General features: G+C 46.2%; 22 protein-coding genes. 10 read left to right on the forward strand and 12 right to left on the reverse strand.

The genetic code is table 11. The annotated features are described in order from the left end of the window. Positions 1-335: 335 nt before the first annotated feature. A complete protein-coding gene (locus tag ACY2RR_RS17455) occupies positions 336-1,322 on the forward strand; it encodes a LysR family transcriptional regulator (RefSeq protein ID WP_490109455.1) in 987 nt (328 codons plus the stop codon). Between the two features lie 21 nt (positions 1,323-1,343). On the opposite strand, the gene ACY2RR_RS17460 is transcribed toward ACY2RR_RS17455, so the two are convergent. Next, entirely contained in the window at positions 1,344-3,203 is a 1,860-nt protein-coding gene (locus tag ACY2RR_RS17460) for a sugar phosphorylase (RefSeq protein WP_490109456.1), read from the reverse strand. A gap of 49 nt (positions 3,204-3,252) precedes the next feature. On the opposite strand from ACY2RR_RS17460, the gene galU reads away from it, so the two are divergent. The 4 genes from galU to ACY2RR_RS17480 all read left to right on the forward strand — a co-directional run bounded on the left by galU (position 3,253) and on the right by ACY2RR_RS17480 (position 6,968). Further along, positions 3,253-4,080 carry a UTP--glucose-1-phosphate uridylyltransferase GalU gene (galU, locus tag ACY2RR_RS17465; RefSeq protein WP_490109457.1) on the forward strand — a complete coding sequence of 276 codons (828 nt, stop codon included), beginning with the start codon at positions 3,253-3,255 and terminating at the stop codon, positions 4,078-4,080. 281 nt (positions 4,081-4,361) lie between these two features. After that, positions 4,362-5,846 carry a C69 family dipeptidase gene (locus tag ACY2RR_RS17470; protein ID WP_490109458.1) on the forward strand — a complete coding sequence of 495 codons (1,485 nt, stop codon included), beginning with the start codon at positions 4,362-4,364 and terminating at the stop codon, positions 5,844-5,846. Positions 5,847-5,990: 144 nt separating this feature from the next. Then, positions 5,991-6,473, forward strand: a complete 483-nt coding sequence (locus ACY2RR_RS17475) for an ImmA/IrrE family metallo-endopeptidase (RefSeq protein WP_490109459.1) — start codon at positions 5,991-5,993, stop codon at positions 6,471-6,473. 39 nt (positions 6,474-6,512) lie between these two features. Further along, positions 6,513-6,968: a hypothetical protein gene (locus ACY2RR_RS17480; RefSeq protein ID WP_490109460.1), complete on the forward strand. Its 456-nt coding sequence runs from the start codon at positions 6,513-6,515 to the stop codon at positions 6,966-6,968. A 21-nt stretch (positions 6,969-6,989) separates the two neighbouring features. Here the strand turns inward: ACY2RR_RS17480 and ACY2RR_RS17485 are convergent, their stop codons facing one another. The 3 genes from ACY2RR_RS17485 to ACY2RR_RS17495 all read right to left on the reverse strand — a co-directional run bounded on the left by ACY2RR_RS17485 (position 6,990) and on the right by ACY2RR_RS17495 (position 9,777). Then, complete coding sequence (locus ACY2RR_RS17485) at positions 6,990-8,288, reverse strand: hypothetical protein (protein WP_490109461.1); 1,299 nt, start codon at positions 8,286-8,288, stop codon at positions 6,990-6,992. Between the two features lie 114 nt (positions 8,289-8,402). After that, positions 8,403-8,858, reverse strand: coding sequence for an NfeD family protein (locus ACY2RR_RS17490; RefSeq protein WP_490109462.1), 456 nt, complete (start codon positions 8,856-8,858; stop codon positions 8,403-8,405). A 1-nt stretch (position 8,859) separates the two neighbouring features. Further along, positions 8,860-9,777, reverse strand: a complete 918-nt coding sequence (locus ACY2RR_RS17495; protein ID WP_490109463.1) for an SPFH domain-containing protein — start codon at positions 9,775-9,777, stop codon at positions 8,860-8,862. Between the two features lie 115 nt (positions 9,778-9,892). Between ACY2RR_RS17495 and ACY2RR_RS17500 the strand changes: the two genes are divergently transcribed. Together ACY2RR_RS17500 and ACY2RR_RS17505 are read left to right on the forward strand one after the other, a co-directional pair. After that, positions 9,893-10,645 (forward strand): hypothetical protein, encoded by a 753-nt coding sequence (locus ACY2RR_RS17500; RefSeq protein WP_490109464.1) that lies wholly within the window; start codon positions 9,893-9,895, stop codon positions 10,643-10,645. A gap of 49 nt (positions 10,646-10,694) precedes the next feature. Beyond that, positions 10,695-11,219: a hypothetical protein gene (locus tag ACY2RR_RS17505; protein ID WP_490109465.1), complete on the forward strand. Its 525-nt coding sequence runs from the start codon at positions 10,695-10,697 to the stop codon at positions 11,217-11,219. On the opposite strand, the gene ACY2RR_RS17510 is transcribed toward ACY2RR_RS17505, so the two are convergent. The 4 genes from ACY2RR_RS17510 to ACY2RR_RS17525 form a co-directional block, all read right to left on the reverse strand. Beyond that, the gene (locus ACY2RR_RS17510) at positions 11,202-12,992 is read right to left on the reverse strand and encodes a bifunctional lysophospholipid acyltransferase family protein/GNAT family N-acetyltransferase (protein WP_490109466.1); all 1,791 of its coding nucleotides are present in this window, start codon (positions 12,990-12,992) and stop codon (positions 11,202-11,204) included. The two genes, ACY2RR_RS17505 and ACY2RR_RS17510, sit on opposite strands and share 18 nt — an antisense overlap. An 84-nt stretch (positions 12,993-13,076) precedes the next feature. Next, positions 13,077-13,511, reverse strand: a complete 435-nt coding sequence (locus ACY2RR_RS17515; protein WP_490109467.1) for a hypothetical protein — start codon at positions 13,509-13,511, stop codon at positions 13,077-13,079. Between the two features lie 116 nt (positions 13,512-13,627). After that, positions 13,628-14,782, reverse strand: coding sequence for a D-alanine--D-alanine ligase (locus tag ACY2RR_RS17520; protein WP_490109468.1), 1,155 nt, complete (start codon positions 14,780-14,782; stop codon positions 13,628-13,630). Further along, on the reverse strand, positions 14,763-15,470 hold the full coding sequence (locus ACY2RR_RS17525) for a DedA family protein (protein ID WP_490109469.1): 708 nt from the start codon (positions 15,468-15,470) through the stop codon (positions 14,763-14,765). The genes ACY2RR_RS17520 and ACY2RR_RS17525 overlap by 20 nt, the downstream gene beginning before the upstream one ends. A 428-nt stretch (positions 15,471-15,898) precedes the next feature. Here ACY2RR_RS17525 and ACY2RR_RS17530 point away from each other — a divergent pair, with 428 nt between their 5' ends. Then, positions 15,899-16,330, forward strand: coding sequence for an H-NS histone family protein (locus ACY2RR_RS17530; protein WP_490109470.1), 432 nt, complete (start codon positions 15,899-15,901; stop codon positions 16,328-16,330). A 67-nt stretch (positions 16,331-16,397) separates the two neighbouring features. On the opposite strand, the gene trhP is transcribed toward ACY2RR_RS17530, so the two are convergent. From trhP to radC, 4 genes are all read right to left on the reverse strand, one after another. Continuing rightward, positions 16,398-17,732, reverse strand: coding sequence for a prephenate-dependent tRNA uridine(34) hydroxylase TrhP (gene trhP / locus ACY2RR_RS17535; RefSeq protein WP_490109471.1), 1,335 nt, complete (start codon positions 17,730-17,732; stop codon positions 16,398-16,400). Between the two features lie 199 nt (positions 17,733-17,931). Beyond that, on the reverse strand, positions 17,932-18,099 hold the full coding sequence (rpmG, locus tag ACY2RR_RS17540) for a 50S ribosomal protein L33 (RefSeq protein ID WP_155160589.1): 168 nt from the start codon (positions 18,097-18,099) through the stop codon (positions 17,932-17,934). Between the two features lie 27 nt (positions 18,100-18,126). Next, positions 18,127-18,363 carry a 50S ribosomal protein L28 gene (gene rpmB / locus ACY2RR_RS17545; RefSeq protein ID WP_281645765.1) on the reverse strand — a complete coding sequence of 79 codons (237 nt, stop codon included), beginning with the start codon at positions 18,361-18,363 and terminating at the stop codon, positions 18,127-18,129. Positions 18,364-18,605: 242 nt separating this feature from the next. After that, positions 18,606-19,280, reverse strand: a complete 675-nt coding sequence (gene radC, locus ACY2RR_RS17550; protein ID WP_490109472.1) for a RadC family protein — start codon at positions 19,278-19,280, stop codon at positions 18,606-18,608. A 135-nt stretch (positions 19,281-19,415) separates the two neighbouring features. Here radC and coaBC point away from each other — a divergent pair, with 135 nt between their 5' ends. Beyond that, complete coding sequence (gene coaBC / locus ACY2RR_RS17555; RefSeq protein WP_490109473.1) at positions 19,416-20,663, forward strand: bifunctional phosphopantothenoylcysteine decarboxylase/phosphopantothenate--cysteine ligase CoaBC; 1,248 nt, start codon at positions 19,416-19,418, stop codon at positions 20,661-20,663. A gap of 24 nt (positions 20,664-20,687) precedes the next feature. Next, positions 20,688-21,140: a dUTP diphosphatase gene (gene dut / locus ACY2RR_RS17560; protein ID WP_490109474.1), complete on the forward strand. Its 453-nt coding sequence runs from the start codon at positions 20,688-20,690 to the stop codon at positions 21,138-21,140. Positions 21,141-21,161 lie beyond the last annotated feature (21 nt).

Below are 21,161 nucleotides of genomic sequence, written 5' to 3' on the forward strand. Positions count from 1 at the left end.
GGGGCACTGTTACCGCAGGGCCGGTGTGTAACGGCCACAAATAAGCGCAGACCGATTATCAGGAGACATGAGCAACAGGGTCACGGGAATAATAACGATCGCCCTATCGCTTTTTTTCATATTTTAGAGGGTTCTACCAATGTTGTTTTTAGTAAACAATGTTTCGCCTCGAAATGGCTCATTTACTTGATGATTTGCACTGACAGCATTCCTCAAAGCCGCGCTTAAGTCGTATTTAAGAAAAAGCAATCCTGTTTTCTACCAATTACTTAAGAAAGGCTTCCTCTATAGCATATTTAGGAATTGTCAGCATTGCGTAAAACAAGGTTCTAAATATGTCGGCAGTTCAATTGCGCCAAAACTATATGGCACAACTTTCAAGAATAAATCTTAATCTTCTGCCACATCTTAATGTTTTGCTGGAAACTGTTTCTGTTTCTGAGTCTGCCAGAGTGATGTGTGTGGCCCAGTCCACTATGAGTAAAATCCTTGCTCAACTTCGTGATTTTTTTCACGACCCATTATTGGTAAGAAAAGGCAACCACTCTGTTCTCACCGATAAGGCGCAATCTCTGAAATCTCCCATCAAAACATTGATGGAAAGCATGAGCACACTCTTCGACAACCAGAACGAAGATCCGTGCACCAGCACCCGAACATTCCATATTGCTCTGGGGCCGCAGATGATGGACATCATCATGCCACCATTGGTGGCTGAACTGCACAAGAGAGCGCCTGGCATAAAACTGGACTGTCGCCCTGCAAGCAGTGCTGTTCAGGAGATGCTGACTGGTGGTGAACTGAGCCTTGCCATTTGCAATATGGAAGACCAGATCTTGTCTGGCCTAAAACACCATGACTTTGCCTCAGCCTCTGAACTGTCCCTGCTTATGGATAAGAATCACCCCCTTGCAGAAAAATCTGTTATCTCTACAACAGACATGTTGAGTTACTCCTACATACAAGTGCGCAGTGGTTTTAACACCAGAAAGGGAATAACTGATTACTTTCAGAAGTTAGGCCTGGATACAGAAGTTCGCTATTCCTTCCCCAGCATTAAAGCCATGTTACTGGCTCTGGAAAATACCGAACTGCTGGCATTCTTCCCTAATAATTTAAAGCTGGATATGGCGGGCGATAACCTGGTGATGCGCCCAATACAGGAGCCATCCCCAAGCCTGAATCTTCGTATGGCCTGGCCGGAACACTGGCAGTACAACCGTATCCATCGCTGGTTCCGGGAACTGGTAAGTGATGTCACCTGCCGGTCCGTGCATGACTATGCAGAAATGTCTCCTTTGCCAGCTAACTGCGGCTGCTAACACTGTTATAGCAGTCCGTTCTTAACAACTAAGTAGCCAAACAACCTGGTAGGGCTGCAAAGTAATTTCCTTAAGTGGTTCCTCTGATGCTTTATGAACCACTTCACCGGAAACCAGATCCACCAACTCTTCTTTACCTTCAAACTCTTTTGAAAAACTGGTCAGGTCTACAGTCTGCATGCCAGTTGTTACATTATGCACAGCCAAAACAACACGGTTGTTATCTCCACGTCTTAAAACCGAAAACAAACCATGTTGAATATCTACTATTTCCTGTGGGTTATCTGGATGAAAGCAAATTTCTGTTCGCCGAGTTCTTAACAGTTGCTTCATCTTTTCAAAAACAACTGCGGATGTTGTTGCCGAATTATCCAGCTGTTCTTTTAAGTCAGACAGTTGCCACTTCTTACGATTAATAGATCGGGTGCGTCCGGTTTCTTCTACCAGATCAAGATCATTTTCAGTAGCAAACAAGCTATGAATATAAACGGCAGGAATCCCTTTCATTGCCAGCATAATGGCTTGTGAACAAATAAAACGCTGAATTTGCCAGGTGTCTTCCCCCCGCCGTGTACCTTTCATGGCATCAAATAATGAGATATTGATTTCATAGGGTGCCTGCGAACCATCAGGCAGTGCCCGCATACTTACGAACCCACCAAAGCGGTGCATGGTTTCCACCAGATCATCCACCTCTCGCTTTGGCACAATACCTTCGAGAGCCCGCAAGCCAATACCATCATGGGATGCGGTAAAGTTCAGTGCGGTGCAGCCTTTGGGATACTCAGGTAACTGGTTTGCCCACCTCACCAGATATTCCGACGTTCCCCTGTTCAAAGCATGAAGAATGAGTGGTGGCAGTGGAAACTGGTATACCATCTGGGCTTCGTCACCATCACCGAAATACGACAGGTTTTCTTCGCTGGGAACATTGGTTTCTGTCAGAAGAATAGAGTCAGGGCGCATGCACGACATAATCGCCCGCATAATCTTCACAACTGAGTGAGTTTGCGGAAGATGAATACAGCTGGTGCCCGGCTCCTTCCATAAAAAAGCGATAGCATCCAGGCGGATGAGTGATGCGCCCTGTTCCATATAGAGAAGCAGGGTTCTGATCATCTCCAGCAAAACTTCCGGGTTGCGAAAGTTCAGATCTATCTGATCCTTGCTGAAAGTCGCCCACACATGGCGAATACCGCGGCGCGTCCATATAGGAGCAAGAAGTGATGAGTTCCGTGGGCGGACAACCTGAGAAATATCATCCTCAGGCTCAGGCTCAATAAAGTAGGCATTGCCAGGAGGGTGACCACTGACAAAGTCGGCAAACCAGACACTTTGGCGGGATACATGATTAATCACCAGATCTGACATGAACCGGTACTCCCGGCTCAAACGCCTGATGTCTTCCCAGTCTCCCAGCTCTGGGTCAACAATCCGGTAATCGATAACGGAAAAACCATCATCAGAGCTGTAGGGATAAAACGGCAGGATATGGAGGCTACTGAAACAATCACGCATATGCTCTGTCATAAAGTCAGACAGAACCCGCAGGGGCTGAGGTGATGACTCCTGCATGTCACACCGAACGCTGTCACCATAAGTGATCAGCATAATGTCGGTTTCATCCCAGGTTTGGTCATGGCCATGGGGAACAATGGCAAGGTGATCACTCACCAGAGCCAGCAATTGCTCCAGCACCTCTCCGGCCCGACTTGGGTAAAGGTGGCGCAGAAGCGGCGTCAGTGTGCGGGCCAGTGCACCTTCATCGTGCGCCCGGCAAAACTCCTGATTGCACACATATGTGAAATCATCCATCGCCATAACCCTGTAATCTCGCTCTTTTACTCTGTATCCACCAGTATTCGCCAAGGCAACTGGCACTTATTCTGCTTATAATACCCGGCAATTCTGACAAGGAAGCGAACCTACAATGCTTAGTAAATGTCTCTTTCCTGTGGCCGGATACGGAACCCGATTCCTGCCCGCTACCAAATCCATGCCCAAGGAAATGATGCCTGTCGTAGACAAGCCTCTGATCCAGTATGCCGTTGAAGAGGCCATGAACGCAGGCATTCCAGATATGGGCTTTGTGACAGGTCGAACCAAACGAGCCATAGAAGATCACTTCGATATCAATTACGAGCTGGAAAAGGAAATTGCTGGCAGCGGTAAGGAACAGCGCCTGTCCAGCATCCGCGAACTGATGGCAGCCTGTACCTTCAGTTACACCCGTCAGAAACAGATGCAAGGACTCGGCCACGCCATCCTTACCGGTAAAACACTGGTGGGAGACAACCCCTTTGGCGTTATTCTGGCCGACGACCTTTGCATTAATCCGGAAGGTCAGGGTGTTCTGGCACAGATGTCAACGCTGTTTAACCAGTTCCGTTGTACAATTGTAGCCGTGGAAGAAGTTCCTGAAGATGAAATTCACAAGTACGGTGTGATCGCTGGTGAAGCCATCAGCGACGATATCATTCGTGTTACCGATATGATTGAAAAGCCCGCCAAGGAAGAAGCTCCCAGCAACCTTGCGGTTATCGGTCGTTATATTCTGACTCCAGATATCTTCGATATTATTGAGAACACCCCTCCTGGCAAGAACGGTGAAGTGCAAATTACAGATGCAATCCTCACTCAGGCCAAACAAGGCTGCGTTCTGGCTTACCGTTTTAAAGGCAACCGTTTTGACTGCGGTAGCGTTCCTGGCTTTATTAATGCCACTAATTACGTTTACGAGAACCTTTTCAAAGGCTGATCGAAATTTACCAACGTTCAGACTTTAACAGCATAAAAGCCACTTCCTTTTGGAAGTGGCTTTTTCATAATTGCTTAAATAAACACCTGAAAAATAGTAATAAACAAACCTTTTTCACCAAAAATATCTTCTAGTGTTGGAACTTTATTCAAAGCCTGTCGCCTATTGATTCCTATCAAAATTCTAATAAGCCATCAGCGTAATGTTTGCAGCACAACCTCCTATTAAGTAGCTGCCGGTTTCTCTGTAATGTCGGTAGTTAGTTCCTGCCCGGAGTTTTTATGCATTTGATGAAACAAGCGATGGCCGCAGCAATTGCAGCCACTATTGCCGCTCCTTCTGCTTTTGCCTGCACCAGCGTTATGGTTGGTAAAGATGTTTCCGCCAGTGGCGCCGTGATGATTTCCCGTAATGAAGATTTTTCTTCAAATAACTGGGCCAAACACATGACTGTGTATCCTGCCCGTTCTTACGAGAAAGGCGACACGATTACTTTGTCTACAGGCTTGGAAGTTCCTGCTCCAGCAAAGACTTTCCGTTACACCGCCATGACTGACTGGGATGCCTACTCCTACAAAACTCCGGATAGTGGAAAAGTATTTGAACAGCGTGGCGTAAACGAAAAGAACGTTGCCATGACTGCTACCAACAGTGCAGAAATCAATGAAAAATCACTGAAAGCTGACCCGCAAACCGACGGTATTGTTGAACAGAACATGGTTGGCCTGGTTCTTGGCGAAGCCACATCCGCTAAACATGCTGTAGAAGTTCTCGCCCGTTACATTGAACAGTATGGTGCCGGTGAAGGTTATGGCGTTCAGTTCGCTGACCAGGATGAAGCCTGGTATATGGAAGTAGGCGGCGGCCACCAATGGATCGCAGTTCGCGTTCCAGATGACAAGTATCTGGTAATTGCCAACGGCCTGCGTATCAGCGGTGTTGATCTGGACAGCAAAGAAGTCCTGCATTCCAAAGATTTGTTCGACATGGTGAAGAAGAACAAGCTGCTGGATAACCCAGACCGTAAGAGCTTCAACTTTGCCAAAGCCTTTGGTGTTGTAGGCGATCTTTACAATATTGATCGTGAATGGATCAGCCAGAAAATGCTGTCTCCATCCATTGAGCAGAAAACCCGTCAGGAACAATACCCACTCTTCCTCTCTCCTGATGAGAAGATTGGTGTAGAAGATATTGCTGCTGTGCTGCGTTCTGATTACAGCAAAACTGAATTGGCCAAAAACGGCGTACGCCCTAGTGGCATTGATCGTAATGCTGAAGCTCACATCATTGAGATGTACAGCAATATGCCGGACGAGCTGGCCGCAGTTATCTGGCAAACCCCCAGCAATGTGAAGTACAGCCCATTCATTCCGTTCTACAACGTGATGGAAGACGTTCCTGCAGAATACGCTATGGGTACTGATAGTTATGACGATCAGTCCGCCTGGTGGAATTTCCGTGCTATCGGTTCACTGACAACCAAGAGTGTGCTTGATGGCAAATACAAGAGCGTTGTTGATGAAGTCTGGATGGAACTGGAAGACCAGTTTATTTCTTCCCAGCCTTACATGAACAAGATGCTGAAGAACATGTATAAGAGTGATTCCAACCTGGCGGTTAATTTTGCCAGTGATTACTCCAATGGTGTTCTGCAAACGTCTCTTGATAAAGCTTCCGAGCTGAAGTCTGCCCTGATGACAGACCTGACCCGCAGCACAGAAAAGAAATACAGCCCTGAAGAGTTCAAGAAGATCTCTAATCTGTAACTTTCTTTGTATTAAGTACCGGAAAAGCGGCTTACGGGCCGCTTTTCCGCATTTTGCGTGACAGTTATCCACAACCCCTGTAATTTATGCAGCGAGTCACTTTTTAGCACTATAAAACCAACAAGACTCAGTTCAGGGAGTGAAATGGCTTTATCAAGACAGCAAATAAGAGATGCCGCCACAGAGCTGGCCATTAATGCCGGAGTACACGATCAGTTTCCTGTACCTCTGGAACGTATTGCTGAATATCTTGATTACCAGTGCCTACAGTTTCTTCCCGATGATACTACCGACAAAATTTCCGGTGCTGTGAACCACCAGCAAAGAAAGATCTATGTAAATGGTGATGACCCAGCCAGACGCCAGATGTTTACCCTTGCACACGAAATCGGCCATGTTGCTCTGCATGGAGAAGTGGAAGGTAACTTTATAGATCACCGCAGCCCTGGACCAAAAACGCCAAAGGAATTAGAGGCAGATATGTTCGCAAGCGAACTTTTAATGCCTGAATTTCACTTCCGCTCCAGTTGGGGAGAGTGGGATGGCGTACCTTCTTTAATCGCAACAGTCTACGGCGTGAGTGAACAGGCAGTGAAAGTTCGCGCCAAGATTCTCAAGTTGAAATAAATAGCCCTGAACTAAAAGAATAAAAATAGGGAGCAGGGAGTGGCGACCACCAGCACTACCCAGAGGGATACAAGCAGCCAGCGTAATACAATCAATAGCCCTGTGGATAACTCAGGTGAGGATATCTTCTCCACCCTTGAGAACCGCGTGCAGCATACCCCTGTGGACTCTTTGAGCCTTAGAGCGCAACAGGAAGCAATAGCTGATCTTCAAAAAGAACGGCTCGCCTGGTCGAAGTCCCGCCGTAGACACCGTAAAGAATTTGATAACAAAACCTTTAACCTGCTGCGCTGGCAGGTCGGTTTTTTATCGTTGTTTGTTCTACTTCAGGGCTTTGGTTTATGGGGTTTCAAACTGGATAACTGGGTGTTTGGAATCTTCGTGAATGGCAGCCTGATCTATACATACGCCATTATAAAATACATCGCATCCGATCTATTTAATGGTAATGGTGATGTTTTGAAATCAGATAAAACAAGAACGGATCAAGAGTAGTCGGAAGGCCACCGTCCCTGCTCAGATGTCTTCCGGGTAATTCTTGTCACTAAAATATCCGCTTTCCTTACCAGATTGATCGCCTTTCTTTAGCATCCGCATATGAGGTGGCACTTTGGCTTTTCTTCTGGGAAGAGGCGTTCTTTCATCATCCCCGCTGTAACCGACAGCTTCCTCCTCATCATCACTGTCGCTGGGTTGAACCGAGAGCCTGCGTTCAATTATTTCCTTTGTTGGCCTGTTGGTTCCAAACACATCAGTATCTGACTCGTATCCCGAAGACTCTCGTTTATGCCCGATAAACAGATCGGGCAGGCTCCCAAGATCATCAACCCCTTGATCATCAGAGCTATCAGTAAATTTCAATTGTTCATCTTCTTTTAAACTCTGCCGCTTCAGGGCTTCTATCTCTGGCAAAATAAGCGCTGGCTCAGGCTCATACCACACCTGCCTTTGAGAAATCATCATATCAGGCGCAGATTCCGCAATATTTTCAAGCTCTTCCGGCTCAAACTCCGACTCCGATTCGCTTTCACTCAAAAGCTCATCAATATGCCGAGGCATTCCTTGCTTATCTATATGAATATCAAAATTCACGTATAACAGCGCCCGAATCAGCTCCAGCTTCTTTTTCAGCTCTTTGGCAATGTCTACATCGCCTCTATTGATCAGGTGTTGCCGTGTGGATTCAAGCATCTTGACGTAGCTGCGAGAGAGGTACACATAATTTTGAAGCACATCAATGGGAACAGCTTCAACTGCGCCAGCATCCACAATATTGTTAATGGCTCTATTAAAAACCTCAAAACCTTCGCTAATGTACCCGGAATTACAAAACTGCCGACTAAGTAGCAAAGCACCTTTCGCATAATCTTTCGTTAGTGCTCGGCTTGGGCCGCCGCTCCCCATCCCTGCATCGTCGTAAAGATCTTCAAGCTGCTCAAAGTATTCCGTGGTGATTCCGTTGCTCTGGTTATAGTCGCTTTTCAAACGTTCCAGTATGCGCGCACGTTTCACGATATATTTGGGGGCTGTTAGCTCTGCCTTACGATATAGCAACTGATTATCGTAATCCCTGCCGTCAGGTTTGGTGCCATACATTTCATCACGAGAAAGGCATCTGACAAGACGTTTAAGAGTCGATACCCCTTTGCCGGAGTTATGAATTCTCGGCTTTACATAAAGGGGGTTATCAATCTCCAGAGTTACTCGCAGATTTCGCCCTCCGGAAATAGCGACAGCAATCTCTGCCGGTTGGTGCCGAGCACTTCTGGGAGGAGGAAAAGGGTAAGCAGGCGGTGTTGTTAAAGGATTGAACATGGCGAGTCCTTGCCATTACCTTTATGGAAATCTATTTCAGTCTAGCTGGAAAATGAAAAACTGTTGAATACCCGCCAACCTGATTTGGTTAGCAGGTATTTAATAGTGGAGAGATCAGTCTTTATTATGCTCGGCAATATGAAGAGTCATACCTTCAGAACCTGTGACAATAACAGTTGTTCCAGATTCTAATGTTCCCTCAGCCTGAACTTTCCATTTGGTATCACCAATCTGCATGCGACCGTGACCACCAGGCAAACTTTGATCCAGCACGACAATGCGTCCGATCATTTGGGCTGCCCGGTTATTTAACAGGGGCTCTTCACTGTTTTGCCCAGGCTTACGGAATAGTACCCACCAGCCAATGGTAAAAATCAGTGTCGCAACGCCAAAGCAGCTGAATTGCCAGGCCCATGACATATCAGGCAATAACCATAGAGCCAAAGCCTGGAACACCGCAGCGATAGCCGCTCCAAGTAAAAAGCCTCCAGCTCCCAGCGCTTCCAGACCAAGAAGCAGAAAACACAGTATCAACCAATGCCATGGCTGAAGCTCTGTGAGAAGTTCCATATCAGTTAGCCTTTCCTTTGGTTGTGGCCTCTCCCACCAACTCTTTAATACCGGCCAGTGATCCTATTACGTTACCAGCTTCCAGCGGCATCATAATCACTTTGTTATTTTCAGCGGATGCAACATCTTTCAGTGCTTCCACATACTTTTGCGCTACAAAGTAATTGATGGCTCTCGGGTCACCTTCAGCAATGGCCTTGGATACAACATCTGTCGCTTTACCTTCCGCTTCAGCTAATCGCTCGCGAGCTTCGGCTTCACGCTTGGCAGCTTCAAGTTCACCTTCGGCTTTCAGAATTTGCGCCTGCTTCTCACCCTCTGCCACTTTGATTGCAGCTTCTCTGGAACCTTCAGCTTCCAGAATTTGGGCACGCTTTTCCCGCTCTGCTTTCATCTGGCGCGCCATGGCGTCAACAAGGTCTTGAGGTGGAGAAATATCCCTGATTTCAATCCTGGTCACTTTAATACCCCAGGGATCAGTGGCTTCATCCACCTTATCCAAAAGGCTCGCATTAATACGATCCCGGTTGGAAAGCATTTCATCCAACTCCATAGAACCGAGAACAGCACGAATATTGGTCATGACCAAATTTTGCATGGCACGCATCAGGTCGTTCACTTCGTAAGATGCTTTTACTGCATCCTGAACCTGAAAAAAGCACACAGCATCTGTGGTGACCTGAGCATTGTCGGACGAAATCACCTCTTGGGGAGGAATATCCAGAACCTGCTCCATCATATTCTGCTTGCGGCCAACCCGATCAACCACGGGTACCAAAATATTAACGCCGGGGTGAAGCAGGCGAGTGAATCGCCCTAAACGTTCAACTGTATAATTAAATCCCTGAGGTACAATTCTTACCCCGGTGAGAACCAGCACAGCTACCAGCACAACAAACACTATCGCTGTTACTTCCATCTTTCTCCTCCCTTCTTCTCTTTCTGCTATTTACCCCAAACACGACTGTAGCGCAGGGAACGTCGGCTGTTAATGGTTTTCCTATACTCACAGAATCACGGAAGAATTTACTGCCATGTCACGAATCGAGCCCCCAAGCCCCGGTAAAGTTAATATCGGGGCCCCACTCCCACAAAAAGATGCGCCAGAAGATGTGCCGAGATATCTGCCAGCTCAAAATATTGCAGACCTCGATATAAGCCGACGGAACCCTCCAGAAAGCATACCTATAGAGATGAGAGCTGTTACTGAGGTTAAAAAAACTAAAGATAAAGAACCTCAGGTTAAAGAGCCTGAGCCTGAGGAGACAACATCTGAGATCGAAGAACCTGAGCTTACTGTTGTTGATCGCTCATCGATTGAAGATTACAGAAGTTTTCGGAAGGTGTTTTCTGGTGTCAGACACGACATGGAGGAATACATTTCCCGCAAAAGGAAGGCATTAGAAAAGTGGAAAGTGATGAAACATAACGACCCTTGGTGGCTTTATGAGAGTCGGTACCCTATTCGCCACTTTCGTGCATACAACCTTCTCGGGCTGGATATGGTCAACACTAAGCACTCCAGGCGACTTGAAACTGTGAAAACTTTGGAAGAATCATTTCAAAAGCATAAAAGTAATCTATATAAGGAAGGTATCCATCCGGCTGCATCTCCGGTTGATATCTTCAACTCTCTTGCAGCATGCCAGGCCTTTCAAAAAAAATACGACGAGGCCGCAAAAACAATTGAGGAAGGCTACAAGTATACCGGTTCCAGTATTGTGTATGACTTTCAAGACGCCGAATACGATCTCAAATTGGCAGACGATCGGGTTCTGTATTCATAAGCAACAATAGGCTAGCCTGAAGGGATGTTTTTATTTTTCAGGGAAGCTCATGCCACTTCAGTCTGCCGTTTCTGCTAACTGTGATACTTTGTTTGCAATTAAAAGTCAGCTTTCAGAACTCCCTGCTTCTCTCTACACAAAAAAACCAACGCTGACTGAAAACTCAATTGGCGTTCATACACGCCATATTCTTGAGCATTACCAAATGCTATTCACTGGGTTGCCAGAAGGCGTTATCTGTTACGACAACAGAGTGCGTAATGAATTGATCGAACGTTCCCTACAGTCGGCTTTATCAACACTGGATGGAATCACCAGTCACCTGCAAACCCTTACCAGTGCAGAAGATTGCCCTCTGGTACTGAAAGCTGCTGTTGCCGGATATACCAATGATCAACTGTCCATAAATACGTCTCTGGTACGAGAGTTAGCATTTATTCACAGCCACACTATTCACCATCAGGCGATTATTTCTATGTTGCTGAAGGCGGAATCTGTTCATGTTGCCGAAGACTTTGGGGTAGCCCCGGCAACATTGCAGTTTCGAAGAAAAGCATCATCCAGTAACAGTTGAAGTTTCCTTGGCATGATATTCATGAAAAGCCTTATAACCATCCTCCCCCAGATAGCGAACAATCGCTTTTTTCTCGCTCTTTAGAAGATCAACAATAATCAAACCATCCAGTGCATCATTGAACTCCCTATCCACATTGAACCCCACAAATGTTCCGTTCAGCTTTAAGTATTGCCTTAGCAGAATAGGAACACCTCGATCTTTCTCAACAAGCTGAACAAGTTTGGAAAGCTGTTCGATATCCCCCATCCCGGCTAGCATTTCCCGGCTCCACGGCAATCCTTTCATATCAGGAAGTGGTTGAATGGGTTGAACCAGATTAGCTAACTCTTTATCGAAATTATTTTCTTCCAGACTCATAGCCATCAGGTATCTGGAAAGATTCTGGTAGTCATTACTGATGCTCACTGGACCAAACAAAACCCGATACTTGGGGTGCCGAACAATCCAGCGACCAATACCTTTCCACAACAATTGAAGAGGCATAAGACTTTTCTGATATTCCGGCCGTATAAAGGAGCGTCCCATTTCCAGACAGGAACCAAGTTTATTGAGAAATCTCTGATCATACTGGAACAGATTTCTGGAATAGAGGCGATCAACCCCTCCTGCACTCACTAACTTATCAACCTGGCCGATCCGGTAAGCACCAATAATTTCCTGACTTTCACGATTCCACAAAAACAGATGCAGATAGTGACGATCAAAACGGTCAATATCTGTTTCAAAACCAGTACCTTCCCCGACTTCACGGAAAGTTATTTCCCGGAGCCGGCCAATCTCCTGCAATACATTGGGAATCCCACTTGCTTCTGCACACCAGACCTCAAGGTTTCCTTTCTCTAACAAAAGCGCTTCTGGGGGGAGTTGTTGAATATCCTGTGCCAGCATTTCCACAGGGACCGGCTTTGAAACAGGAATACTCGTGTCTTCTATTTCTTTTAGATCGCTCTTTTCACTGTGAGTTTTGGGAGCCAACAAGAGTGTTCTTATTCTGAGTGTATTAGTAAGCGCCTCACCTGCTGGAATATTTCTAAAGCTGGAGAAGGACTCAATATTTCCACCATATAACTGTAATGTCTGCCCTCTTTTATTAAGAAGTTCACGAACGAGTCTTGCCGTTCTTAATAAGGGATGAATTCGCCCAAGCAGATAGAATAACCAGCTGTTTCTGCCATCAACATAAACAGGGAGTACGGGAGCCTGCGTTTGCTTGAGAATCTTTCCGGCAGTATTTCGCCAGGGAGCTTCTCTTATCGTCTGTTTTTCCCAGTCCCAATCTGCAACTTCTCCGGAAGGAAAAACAATAAGAAGGCCGCCATTTTCAACCCATTGTGTTGCCTCTTCGACCGCCGCACGGTTGGCTTGCTTTCTCTCTTCCCGGGAAGATTCAGTAAGGATATCCACACCAATAAAAAGTTCTCTTAAACCCGGCAACGCATTAAGGAGTTGATTGGAGAGAACCTTCACATCAGGGCGTACTCTGAGGCAAGCATCCAGTAAGGCAATCCCTTCAGCTCCACCAAAAGGGTGATTGGCAATAACAAGCAGCGAACCTTTTTCAGGAATCTGGGAAAAACTTTGGCCGTGGGTTTGGTACTGGAAGCCTAACACCTTCATAGCGGCTTCCAGAAAGTCTTTGCCCTGATGATCAGTAATATTCTGGTGGTACAACTTGCCTAGCTGGCCAAGGCCTGTAGCTTTTTCCAATCCCTTCATAAAAAAGCCACGCCGACCTTTCCACTGGAGATGAAATGGCGATTTACTGGTCATTCCCAGTCCCCTTCTTTTTATTTTTATAGGGTTTAAAGCCTGCTAAGACTTTTAAACAGGCTTGGATTTTTCAGAGCTTATAAATCAGGATGCTGCGTCACTCTGTTGGTCATAAAGCTCCATCACAATAATGACCGCAGATGCCACCAGAATTGCACAGGCGTTTATAAACAGAAGACCGCCATCATCACCCACAATATTCCCGGCCGCATCGAACTCGGGCATGTGGATACCAAGAGGTGTAAAGAGGTGGAAGAAAACAGCTCCAGCCATTATGCCGAAAGCCATCACGCCTCCGATCAGGCGCATTCCTGCCAATAAGAAGAATGAGGCAATAAGCTCAGAGATTCCTACCCCCCAAGCGCCATAGGCTGCAAACCAGTCAAATCCAGACCACTCACCAAGAGTTCCAAAGATATGAACAGTTTCTGGAGCACCCGAGAACTTAAAAAATAGAGACTGAATAAAAACTATTGAGATATAGATGGCTAAGCCAATTTTAATATATGACGTCTTCATGACTGCCTCCCTGGCCTGTATTCCATATTCTTTTTCTAGATTCCGTTAGGTTTACTATAGGTATAAAACTGCCTTACGATAATCCTTTCGTTCTTTGAAAAGAGAAGTATCTCTATTTATTCAGTATCCGGATATTGGCGACCAAGTTTGGTTTCCTTTACGAATCCAGCCACAACCTGACGAAAAGTTCCAGGCTTGTGCCCACGATCGCGATTTATAGCGCCTATTTCGAACAGAGTGTTGTATTGGGTAAAAAGAGTTTTATAAACCTCTCTCAGCGAGGATTCAGAATCCCAGATATGAGCCGCTTCACTGCTGATGCCATTCACTTCAACAATTCGGAAATCTTCTCCATTAAGTAGGGAACGTTCATTGGAAAAACGAACATCAAAGCGCCCAAAGTAAAAACCATTTATATCCTTGCTGACCCGGTCAAAAGCACTGGTCAGGCGTTCTGTGATCAAATCCCTACCATCACGAAATATTGCTCCGCGACTATGACTACCGGCAAATGCCAACCGGAATGGCTGCCCAGGCTCAAGAATATCGTCTAACTGTTCACTATGACGTTTGAGATAAAGATGAGCTAACTTTCCAGCCCGGCGGTCTCGCTGAATCAGAGTTCGTAAGGTGTCAACGCCATTACCATAAACATAAGGTTGGTATTTCAGGGTAAGGGAAAAGATCTTTCCACGAGTATCTCCCGGTTTTCGAATATAAAAAACTCCGGCTTCCGGCTCCCAGGGGATTAACTCTTGTAAAATCACCACGGCATTATCTGGAAAAATACGGAAGTACTCTTCCAGCTGCTCATCATTACGGACGATACGAACGCCTTCCCCTCGGCACCCCATATCTGGCTTGGCAATAACAGGAAATTCCAAACCATATTGACTCATCTTCTTTTTAGCATCAGCTAACAAATTACCCAGATCACTTTTCCGGTTTGTTAGCCGAAACCATGGTGCAATATAATTTTTGGCGTAATCACCAGCCTGTAAAAAATTATCCGCTTTTGATTCTCCAACCAAGCCGCCAAGATAAAAACCCGGATTTGCACACAAGGGAACAGTTAACCCTCGATATCTAATCGCCTGGAAAAACCAAAGAAAAACGACCGGAAGATAAACCAGAAAAGTTGGCCAGAACTCAAAAAAGGCTAAAGCTTTCCCCTTTCTGGAAAGTGGAGGCATTCCCACATGGGCCTGCTTAGCTTCAAATGTCGGCTTAATAGCCTGCTCAATAAGATTTTCATCCCTGTTTCCAATCATCCCTGATCTCCAGATAATTCCCGATTCGTCCATTCAGGAATCGCTGACATCCGTATAACAATACCGCCAGCAAAGGTACAAAAGCCCACTTCCAGGCTCCCAACCCTCCCCAGAAAGAAGAGTTTGATAACTGCAAGCCAAACCAGTGAAGCCCACTAAAAGCCAATGCCACCCAAACAAAACCGGCAACACTGACTGCCACAATAAACATTTTCAGCGAAACTGAAAACAATCCACAAGCCAGATAACAAGGCAACCTCAACCCTGGGGCAAACCGGACTAAAAAAATTGTTAGGAATAAATTATCAGATACCCACCGTCGAATAGCCTGTACCCGCTTAAGGTTTATTCTCTTTTCTATAAACGAAAAGCGCGCGGGCAATTTGCCTAAAAAGTAGAGTCCAACATCACCGCTTACAATCCCCAGAAGTAACGCTATAAATGCCAGTTCAGGGAGAACCTTTTCAGTAGATGCAAGAATCGCTCCGAAAACAATAGCCACATCTTCAAGTACAAACGTTCCAAAAAATAAAATTAGCGGAATTAACCAGGGGTGGGACACTGCGTCAGCTATCTCAAAAAAAATCATCAATACCTCTGAAGATGTATTGACTGAATATAACGACTGGGAACCGTTACAAAAACCACTGGGAAAACCTGTATTTCTATTATTATTGTTTCCACTCACATGCTTTTACATTAATCCAGCTAAAAAAAAGTCGCAAAGGGAGTTTAAGAAAAACTGATGATTTTTTGTCGTAATCAATTGTTGGTTGATACCTCTACTAACAAATGAACATTATTGTTCACGCCTTCATATTAATAAGACACTAAGTGTATTATTTTGTAATAAAACCCCTGAAAAACATCTCCACTTCGTTGACAACTTCTTTATTTTATCTGAATATTCGCAACTGAAAATCCGGTTTTATTGAAAGAAAAATCAATCTTGGCATTTTCATCACATAGAAAGATCTTCATACAGCCTTAAATTTTGGCTACTTCTTTCTTTGCCAATAAACACTGTAGCGCCTTTGATGGTAAATCATTGAGCTACAAAGTCGGATTTCACCAGAATTCTAGTCAACTAAATAGTCATTGATTCGGGGTTATATCATGAACATGTTCGAAGAAATTATGCATCGCCTGTCCAGCAAAACCCGTATGCGCGGCCTGTTCAAAGATGTTCACTTTGAAGATCTGGAACGCATCATTGATCGTATGAACGGTCTGCTGGAAGAAAAGCGTGCAGCTTTTGAAGCTGATCAGGCTAAAAACAAAGAGAAAGAAGAAAGCATCGAACAGATTCGTCAGATGCTGGAAGCCAAGGGCCTGTCCCTGTCTGATCTGGGTGGTTCCGACGAAGCTGCTCCTAAGAAGCGTCGCAACGTAAGCAAGTACACTTTTGAATACGTAACCAAAGCTGGTGACACTGTTCAGTGGTACGGTTCTACTACTGGCCGTCTGCCAAAAGACTTCCAGGCTTACCTGGACGAAACTGGCAAGAAGCGTCTGGACTGCGTAGTTAAGCAGGAAGGCGAAGAGTAATCTCTTCCATCCTGTAATAAAAAAGGAGGCTAAGGCCTCCTTTTTTATTGTTTAACCACTACCAGATTTATTCAGGCAGGTTTCTAACCAGGAGAGAAAACTCGTCTGGTTTCATTCCCTCAGGAATTGGAAGTCGAACTTTATGACCTGAACCCGGAGCAGCAGAAACACTCGCACCGTTCTTATCTTCCAAATAATCCAGAACAAAAGAACGATTTCCCGCTGGAGTGAGAAGCTCTACATTGTCACCCTTCTCAAATCGGTTTTTAACATCAACAGTAATAAACCGATCATCAGAATCAACAACCTCACCAACAAACTGTTGCTTTGTTCCAACAGAGTTTCCACGCTCATAGTTCTGATATTCATCATGAACATGACGGCGATAGAAACCTTCGGTATAACCGCGGCTGGCCAGATTCTCCAAAGTGTCCATGTGAGCCATATCAAAAGGCTTACCCGCTGCGGCATCATCAATAGCCTGACGATAAACCTGCGCAGTTCGTGCTACGTAATAATGGGACTTAGTACGGCCTTCGATTTTCAGGGAATGAACACCCATCTGCGTTAAACGATTAACATGCTGAATCGCTCGCAGGTCTTTGGAGTTCATAATGTAAGTACCGTGCTCATCTTCAAAAGCCGGCATGTAATCATTCGGGCGATTCGCTTCCTGCAGCAAAACAATATCGCTGGTTGGCTCACCATCTCCCAATGTTGGCTGATTGGAAGATGCAACCGGATCATAGTTAACAGGAACAACATCACCTTCAGCTGTTTCTTTGGCTTCATGAGCCTGATAGTTCCAACGGCAAGCATTGGTGCAAGTGCCCTGATTGGGATCCCGGTGATTCATGTAACCGGAAAGTAGGCAGCGACCAGAATACGCAATACATAGAGAGCCGTGAACAAACACTTCCAACTCTGTATTCGGGCACTCTTCACGGATTTCCTGAATTTCATCCAGAGACAGTTCCCGGGAAAGAATAATTCGGCTTACACCTTGCTGAGCCCAGAATTTCACCGTAGCGAAGTTCACAACATTTGCTTGAACAGAAAGATGGATTTCAGTTTCCGGCCATTTCTCTTTCACCATCATTACCAGCCCCGGATCAGACATAATCAATGCATCCGGATTCATGGCAATAACTGGTTCCATATCCCGCAGGTAAGTTTTTACCTTGGAGTTATGGGGAGCAATATTGCTGGCGAGATAGAATTTTTTGCCCAGATCATGGGCTTCCTGGATACCGTTAGCGAGGTTTTCCAGTTTGAAATCGTTGTTACGCACCCGCAGGCTATAGCGGGGCTGACCGGCATAAACTGCATCCGCTCCATAGGCATAGGCAAAGCGCATGTTGCGCAAGGTGCCGGCAGGCGAGAGAAGTTCTGGCTTCTTCATAAAACTACCTGTGTATTGTCTATACCCATGTCTTTTCTATAAGAGTTACAAAACAGCCACGGAGAGGGGCAGGGGCATAGCGATCTGAAATTTGTTGGCCTTTATACGCCTATCTCAGAAATGAAAAAACCCGCACCAGGCGGGTTTTTTCATTTATCTGACATGTGTCAGAAGAGGCTGCAAGCCCAGAAGCAAGATCTTACTTGATCTTGGCTTCCTTAAAATCAACATGCTTGCGGACCTTAGGGTCGTACTTTTTGAAAACAAGCTTGTCCGGAGTGTTACGCTTGTTTTTGGTAGTGGTGTAGAAGTAACCAGTACCAGCTGTGGAAACCAGCTTGATCTTTTCGCGAATAGCCTTAGCCATTGTCGTTATCCTCCAAAAAAACTCAGGTTAAACGCGTTCGCCGCGAGCGCGCAGCTCGGACAGGATCACGTCGATACCTTTCTTATCAATGATACGCATACCCTTGGAGGAAACACGCAGACGCACAAAGCGCTTTTCGGATTCTACCCAAAATCTATGGTAATGCAGATTTGGCAGAAAACGACGACGAGTTCTGTTCTTCGCGTGGGAAACGTTGTTGCCGACAGCGGGACGCTTGCCGGTAACTTGGCAAACTTTAGACATGTGATTAGCCTCTCTAACACTCGCTGACCGACACGTATGCCCGCCAGCTAGTTTTTTATACCGGATGCCGCCATTACAGGCGACAGCTTAATCTTCTGGGGCACCAAGCAGTGATCCGGACTCAAAGACGGAGCTTTATACCAGAAAGGTATTCCACGGGCAAGAATCTGTGCTATTTGCCATATAAAAATGAACGGTAGTACAAAGAAATGTAGCTAGCCATTTTATGATATTTAACGATGTTACATAAGTCCTCGTTCAGCCAGGGAAACGGTCACCCCATCTCCTACCACCATATGATCCAACACTCTTACATCAACTAACGCCAAAGCATCTACAAGTCGGCGAGTTATACGCACATCTGCATCAGAAGGCTCTGCAATCCCAGAAGGATGATTATGTGCAAAAACAATTGCAGCGGCATTATGGGCCAAAGCCCGCCTGATAACTTCTCTTGGATATACAGCCGCGCCATCAATGGTTCCCTGAAACAATTCTTCAAAGGCTAATGGTTGATGGCGGTTATCCATAAACAGGCAGCAAAAACATTCTGCTTTCTTATCCCTAAGATGAACCTGTAGATAAGCCCTTGTGTGATCTGGCGATGTCAGAGCACTCTCTTTAAACAGTATTTCCTTCTGGTGCCTGCGGGACATTTCCAATACTGCCTGTAGCTGGGCGAATTTGGCCGTGCCCAATCCTCGATGACGGCAAAATGTGCTTTTCTCCGCCTGCAACAAAGCTCTTAAACTTCCAAAACCGGAAAGAAGTTCTCTTGCCAAGTCAACGGCAGAACAACCAGGTAACCCTGTTCGCAAGAATATAGCCAAAAGCTCGGCATCACTCAGGCTGGCCGCTCCTTTTAAAAGGAGTTTCTCCCTTGGTCTTTCATCCGCTGGCCAGTCAGTAATTGCCATACACTCTCACACTGCCTATCTGAGAAATGAAACTGCCAAGGCTAGACCAGCGTACCCTTATTCGCCTCCCACCCATTCCAGTGGATATAATGGGTCGATTCACGCTCACGGATTGAAGTACCAGCGGTTTAACTTATGCACAGACTCAATAACAAGCGAATATTGCTCGGCATTACTGGCGGTATTGCAGCCTACAAATCAGCAGAAATGGTTCGTCACCTGCGCAAAGCTGGCGCAGAAGTCCACGTTATTATGACTCCGGCGGCCTGTGAGTTTATTACTCCCCTCACACTGCAGGCGTTGTCTGGCAATACCGTTCATACCAGCATGCTGGATCCAAAAGCAGAAGCTGGCATGGGTCATATCGAACTTGCCAAGTGGGCCGACGCTGTTGTGATAGCTCCTGCCAGTGCTGACTTTATTGCTCGTATGGCCGCAGGCATGGGTAATGACCTGCTTTCTACCATGTGTCTTGTTACACAGGCTCCTATTTATCTTGCTCCAGCCATGAACCAGGGCATGTGGCTGGATGTTGCCACCCAGAAAAACTGTGAAACCCTGATCAACCGTGGCGTAAAAATGTTTGGCCCGGATGAAGGCTATCAGGCTTGTGGCGATGTTGGCCCAGGTCGCATGCTGGACCCGGAAATTATTCTTCAAATGCTGGCAGAGCAGTTTGATACAGGCCTGCTGGCTGGCAAAAAAGTTGTTATTACTGCCGGACCAACCCGGGAAGCTATTGATCCCGTTCGTTACATTTCCAACCACAGTTCTGGAAAGATGGGCTTTGCCCTTGCCTCAGCGGCTGCGGAAGCCGGTGCATCCGTCACCCTTATTTCTGGCCCTGTGAATCTGGATACTCCCGAGCGTGTAAACCGCGTTGACGTAACTGACGCTCGCAGCATGTACGCTGCAGCCATGGAACATACTGAAAACAGCGATATGTTTATTGGCTGTGCCGCTGTTGCAGACTATCGCCCGGAAACTGTTGCCGACTCCAAGATCAAGAAAGATCCTAATGAGCCGGATCAAACAATGGCGATTAAACTCGTTCGCAACCCAGATATCGTTGCGTCAGTTGCAGCTAAAGAGAATCGCCCCTTTGTTGTTGGCTTTGCCGCTGAAACGAACAATGTGATTGAGTACGCAACTGACAAACGCCAGCGCAAGAACCTTGATCTGATTATTGCTAATGATGTCAGCGACACCAGTATCGGGTTTAATAGTGAAGAGAACGCCGTCACTCTGGTAGGGCCAGATTTCGAAGAGCCTCTCACCAAGAGCTCTAAGCGTTTGCTGGCCAGCCAGCTGATTGAGCTGATTGCCCGCTATTATAATGAGGCTTCTGAGCCAGCCTCTGATCACGCCACGGATGTGTCTTAAGAACCAAGGATAAGAGTTACCGCCATGCACTTGAAAACCCGCATTCTGGATGCCCGTCTGGGTAAAGAATTTCCTCTGCCAGCTTACGCTACCGATGGCTCCGCTGGCCTTGATCTGCGCGCCATGCTGGACGAACCAGTTACGTTAGAGCCAGGTCAGACCCAGCTTTTGCCAACAGGTCTTGCCATTCACCTGGATGATGCAAAGTATGCAGCCATGATCCTGCCCCGCTCTGGCCTTGGTCATAAGCACGGTATTGTTCTGGGTAATCTGGTTGGCTTGATCGACTCGGACTACCAGGGGCAGCTGATGGTTTCCTGCTGGAACCGTGGCAGCACTACATTCACCGTTGAACCTGGTGAGCGTATCGCCCAGCTGGTGATTGTGCCTGTGATTCAGGCAGAACTGGATATTGTTGAAGATTTTGAAGAGACCGATCGCGGCGCTGGCGGCTTTGGTTCTTCAGGTCGCCACTGATATCTTATCTACACGATAGAT

It is taken from the genome of Parendozoicomonas sp. 2304DJ65-17 (assembly GCF_058148445.1).

What these genes read in the sequence shown, in the direction of transcription:
- coaBC (WP_490109473.1), top strand. Translation starts at nt 19,416, where the DNA reads ATGCACAGACTCAATAACAAGCGAATATTGCTCGGCATTACTGGCGGT.
- ACY2RR_RS17505 (WP_490109465.1), top strand. Translation starts at nt 10,695, where the DNA reads ATGCCACTTCAGTCTGCCGTTTCTGCTAACTGTGATACTTTGTTTGCA.
- ACY2RR_RS17520 (WP_490109468.1), bottom strand. Translation starts at nt 14,782, where the DNA reads ATGATTGGAAACAGGGATGAAAATCTTATTGAGCAGGCTATTAAGCCG.
- ACY2RR_RS17510 (WP_490109466.1), bottom strand. Translation starts at nt 12,992, where the DNA reads ATGACCAGTAAATCGCCATTTCATCTCCAGTGGAAAGGTCGGCGTGGC.
- galU (WP_490109457.1), top strand. Translation starts at nt 3,253, where the DNA reads ATGCTTAGTAAATGTCTCTTTCCTGTGGCCGGATACGGAACCCGATTC.
- ACY2RR_RS17530 (WP_490109470.1), top strand. Translation starts at nt 15,899, where the DNA reads ATGAACATGTTCGAAGAAATTATGCATCGCCTGTCCAGCAAAACCCGT.
- trhP (WP_490109471.1), bottom strand. Translation starts at nt 17,732, where the DNA reads ATGAAGAAGCCAGAACTTCTCTCGCCTGCCGGCACCTTGCGCAACATG.
- rpmG (WP_155160589.1), bottom strand. Translation starts at nt 18,099, where the DNA reads ATGGCTAAGGCTATTCGCGAAAAGATCAAGCTGGTTTCCACAGCTGGT.
- ACY2RR_RS17475 (WP_490109459.1), top strand. Translation starts at nt 5,991, where the DNA reads ATGGCTTTATCAAGACAGCAAATAAGAGATGCCGCCACAGAGCTGGCC.
- ACY2RR_RS17490 (WP_490109462.1), bottom strand. Translation starts at nt 8,858, where the DNA reads ATGGAACTTCTCACAGAGCTTCAGCCATGGCATTGGTTGATACTGTGT.
- ACY2RR_RS17485 (WP_490109461.1), bottom strand. Translation starts at nt 8,288, where the DNA reads ATGTTCAATCCTTTAACAACACCGCCTGCTTACCCTTTTCCTCCTCCC.
- radC (WP_490109472.1), bottom strand. Translation starts at nt 19,280, where the DNA reads ATGGCAATTACTGACTGGCCAGCGGATGAAAGACCAAGGGAGAAACTC.
- ACY2RR_RS17515 (WP_490109467.1), bottom strand. Translation starts at nt 13,511, where the DNA reads ATGAAGACGTCATATATTAAAATTGGCTTAGCCATCTATATCTCAATA.
- ACY2RR_RS17455 (WP_490109455.1), top strand. Translation starts at nt 336, where the DNA reads ATGTCGGCAGTTCAATTGCGCCAAAACTATATGGCACAACTTTCAAGA.
- ACY2RR_RS17470 (WP_490109458.1), top strand. Translation starts at nt 4,362, where the DNA reads ATGCATTTGATGAAACAAGCGATGGCCGCAGCAATTGCAGCCACTATT.
- rpmB (WP_281645765.1), bottom strand. Translation starts at nt 18,363, where the DNA reads ATGTCTAAAGTTTGCCAAGTTACCGGCAAGCGTCCCGCTGTCGGCAAC.
- dut (WP_490109474.1), top strand. Translation starts at nt 20,688, where the DNA reads ATGCACTTGAAAACCCGCATTCTGGATGCCCGTCTGGGTAAAGAATTT.
- ACY2RR_RS17495 (WP_490109463.1), bottom strand. Translation starts at nt 9,777, where the DNA reads ATGGAAGTAACAGCGATAGTGTTTGTTGTGCTGGTAGCTGTGCTGGTT.
- ACY2RR_RS17500 (WP_490109464.1), top strand. Translation starts at nt 9,893, where the DNA reads ATGTCACGAATCGAGCCCCCAAGCCCCGGTAAAGTTAATATCGGGGCC.